The 3,603-nt window shown below is 38.6% G+C and carries 3 protein-coding genes; all 3 read left to right on the top strand.

The window, feature by feature from the left end; genetic code table 11:
- Positions 1–278 precede the first annotated feature (278 nt).
- The 3 genes from BLQ57_RS20585 (at position 279) to BLQ57_RS20575 (ending at position 3,411) form a co-directional block, all read left to right on the top strand.
- Entirely contained in the window at positions 279–1,166 is an 888-nt protein-coding gene (locus tag BLQ57_RS20585) for a NotI family restriction endonuclease (RefSeq protein WP_087941486.1), read from the top strand.
- A gap of 2 nt (positions 1,167–1,168) precedes the next feature.
- A complete protein-coding gene (locus BLQ57_RS20580; RefSeq protein ID WP_205635653.1) occupies positions 1,169–2,044 on the top strand; it encodes a DNA adenine methylase in 876 nt (291 codons plus the stop codon).
- A 209-nt stretch (positions 2,045–2,253) separates the two neighbouring features.
- Positions 2,254–3,411 (top strand): hypothetical protein, encoded by a 1,158-nt coding sequence (locus BLQ57_RS20575; protein WP_087941487.1) that lies wholly within the window; start codon positions 2,254–2,256, stop codon positions 3,409–3,411.
- Positions 3,412–3,603: the final 192 nt, after the last annotated feature.

The following is a 3,603-nucleotide window of genomic DNA, read 5'->3' as shown; positions in this document are numbered from 1 at the left end:
CCTTTTTTTTTCATGATTAAAACGAGATTAAAATTGATCTAAAAAGTTACCTCTTTCTGGCTGCTCTTGAAACTACCGCAGGTTTAGTGCAACAGGCGTTTGGCACAATGGCGGGTGAAGTGGTTAATTGAACATTCTACCTCGCATCAACTTTTGTGGTGTATTGACAGTTTTGTGCTCCGAAATCCGCCACTGCGCCAAGCGCCAAAACGTTGGGGCCAATGTGAAAATCACCAACAAAAATTTCTATCGGCCGACAGAATTTCATATCTTTGAACATGGCAAAAAAAGTAGAACATAAAAGCCCTCTTGGTGAAGTTTTTGGCTTTCCAATTGAGAATGAAAGCACAAAGGCAGAACGTTATCGAAAGCAAAAACTTTGTCCTTTCAACAACAAAGTCCCAAACTGTACGAAGGATAAAGCAAACAATCCACTTGGGGTTTGCAGTGTTTGGCACAATGGCATTTCAGTAATTACCTGTCCAACCAGATTTAGAGAAGATTGGATTATTGTTGAAAAAGCTGCTGAATTTGCGTTTGGTAAAAAAGCAAATTGGACTTCTCTGTCGGAAATCAAACTCGTTGACAAAAACGGACAATCAGCAGGCAACATAGATTTTGTACTTGTTCAATACAACGATAAAGGTCAACTCATAGACTTTGCTTCACTCGAAGTTCAGGGAGTGTATATTTCAGGAAATCTTAGAAACCCATTCGAAGAGTATATCAAAAAACCTTCGAAAGATTTTGAGTGGCCTAAAGGGTATAACTATCCCAAACCCGATTATCTATCATCGTCTCGAAAGCGACTTATTCCGCAAATGCTTTACAAGGGTGGAATATTTCAATCTTGGAAAAAGAAACAGACAGTAGCCTTACAGAAATCATTTTTTGAAACTCTTCCACAACTGCCCACAACTACTAAATCAAAAGCTGACATTGCTTGGCTTCTATACGATCTTGTATTTGATAAGGAACAAAAGCAAAATAATCTTGTACTAACTGAAACAGTTTATACTGAATTTGAACCTGCACTTTTAAGGGTTACTACTCCCGAACCAGGAGATATTTCGGACTTTATCAATATTTTACAAAACCGTCTTGACGAGCATTTGGATAAAAACCCGCCAGATGCACCGTCATTAACAGACATAATTAGCAGTTAATCATGAGCGGACAATTATCAATGTTTGAAACGAAACAGAAAAAGGCAACACTAAAGGTTGTGAATGTGGCTTCCGTTCCACAGAGAAGTCCATTCAGATATCCAGGTGGAAAGACGTGGTTAATTCCTGTCGTGAGAAAATGGCTTAAGCAATCAAAAGACACCAAAACATTAATTGAGCCATTTGCAGGTGGTGGAATTGTAGGCCTTACCGCAGCATTTGAGAGTTTAGCCGAAAATATTGTAATGGTTGAACTTGACCATGAAGTAGCTGCTGTTTGGGATGTGATAATTAATGGCGACCATAATTGGTTGGCAGATAAAATCTATTCATTTGACCTAAATCCTGAGAGTGCAAACTCAATACTTAAAAAGGAAAATAAAACAACCAAAGAACAAGCTTTTAGCACGATACTTAAAAATAGAATCTTTCATGGGGGTATAATTACCAAAGGTTCAGGACTAATTAAGAATGGTGAAAACGGTAAGGGAATCAAATCCCGTTGGTATCCAAAGACCTTAAGAGACAGAATCATGGCAGTAGGACATGTAAAGGCTAAAATGAAATTTGTCGAAGGTGATGCATTTTCAGAATTAGACAAAATTAAGAATGACATTAATACATATTCATTTATTGACCCACCATACACCGTTGCAGGTAGACGACTTTATACTCACTTTGAAATTGACCATGATGCCTTGTTTGCTTTAACTGCTCAACTCAAAGGGAAGTTTATGCTTACTTATGATGATACTGAAGAAATAAGGGGATTCGCTAAAAAGTATAACCTTGACTTTCGAACAATTCCAATGAAAACGACACACCATATTCAAAAGAATGAAATCATCATATCAGACAATTTTGACTGGTGGAAATAAAAGAACACTGGCCCCAGCATTGTATAAGCGTAATGCGGGCTGAACAGCTAAAATTGAGCATTTTTGCTCCTAAGAAACTTTGCGGTAGGCTGACAGAAACAGTCTCCGAAATCCCGCACTTCGCTTATACTTGACCGTTACCTGCAACCGTTGGGGACAGTGACAAATCAAACTGACGAGCATTATAAGAACAGACATAAAACAAACGAATGAACAAGACTATTGAATTTTCACTAAGCAACTTTCCATCTGTTCCAACAGCTTTACGACTTGTGCCGACAATAGATGCTGCCGACACAGAATTTACAGTTGACCTTGCTCGACTTTATCATCACTATTATACGGACAGCTATGGAGTAAACCCACCTAACCCTAACCACGCAAATTTTGAATATTTACATTTTCTATCTGCTGCAAATGACTTTAGATTTCTAGGTGTAGGACCTGCTGCAAGCGAAGGAAAGAAGAGAAACATGTCTATGGACTTAGGACAAGCGTTTTGCCGATATTTTCTATATGAATTTTGTGGGATAACTTACTTTGCACACATGGACAAGGTTTTAGATAAGCCAGCCCATGCTGCATTTAACGGAATAACCGTGAAGCGAATTTCAAAAGGTGATGCTCCAGACTATTTATGTTCAATTTCACCTGATCAACCTTTTATTGGCGAAGCAAAAGGACGCTTCTCAAACATTGCTTTTACTTCTGCCGCTTTTACAGAATGGCGAAATCAGTTCAAAAGAATTGCAATTTATGACTCATCAGGCAGTCAGAAGAAATTGAAAGGATACATCGTTGCAACAAAATTTACAACTGATACAAATAGAGCTTCCAACAAATCAAAAGTGTTTGCTGAAGACCCTGAAACTAATGGAGACGGATTTCTTGGCGATAGTTCATTTGGACTTGGGAGAGGTTGCATAGCAATTCATTATTCACGGCTACTTTCAAAATTAGGTTTAGGCCTTCTTTCATCTTCTCTTGAAGGAGGCTTTGTCGTTCCAGAACAATTATCTTTTACGCTACCTGTTTGGCGTTGTAACTATGAACCATTAAAAGGAGAACTTTTCGTTGGTGGATTCTTTTCCGACACAGAACCTCAAATGACAAAAACGAGTGAAGGAACTGTAATTTTTTATCCTAATGTTTTGAAGTTAGGTATTCCAACACCAACATTTTTTGGAGTAAGTGTTAAAGCTATGAAAGCAATTAGACAAACTTGCCTTGGTAAATGGGAATTATTATCAGAGATACCACAATTAGAAGACACCCAATATAGACCGAGCAATTTGGCTTGGCTTAGAGACGGTTCAATATCAGGTGGTCTTGAATTTTTTGAACTTGTTGGACAAGAAACCTTTTAGTTTAACTTATAACTTTATAGCTTGAATATTAAACGCTTTAGAAAACCCGCTTTCAAACTTCAAACTGACCATCTTCGGACGGACAGAACGGCAGCAGGTAATCGTGTAGACGGCCCCGCCAGATTCCTCTGACGGGGAGCGCCTCACACTATTTATCCCGAGAATCGGGACCACCGTATCCCGAATCTCGGG

The organism is Algoriphagus faecimaris, from assembly GCF_900101705.1.
GTDB lineage: Bacteria > Bacteroidota > Bacteroidia > Cytophagales > Cyclobacteriaceae > Algoriphagus > Algoriphagus faecimaris.
The sequence above is the reverse complement of the archived record's forward strand: the minus strand, read 5'-3'. Positions and strand labels throughout refer to the sequence as shown.

What these genes read in the sequence shown, in the direction of transcription:
- BLQ57_RS20580 (WP_205635653.1), top strand. Translation starts at nt 1,169, where the DNA reads ATGAGCGGACAATTATCAATGTTTGAAACGAAACAGAAAAAGGCAACA.
- BLQ57_RS20575 (WP_087941487.1), top strand. Translation starts at nt 2,254, where the DNA reads ATGAACAAGACTATTGAATTTTCACTAAGCAACTTTCCATCTGTTCCA.
- BLQ57_RS20585 (WP_087941486.1), top strand. Translation starts at nt 279, where the DNA reads ATGGCAAAAAAAGTAGAACATAAAAGCCCTCTTGGTGAAGTTTTTGGC.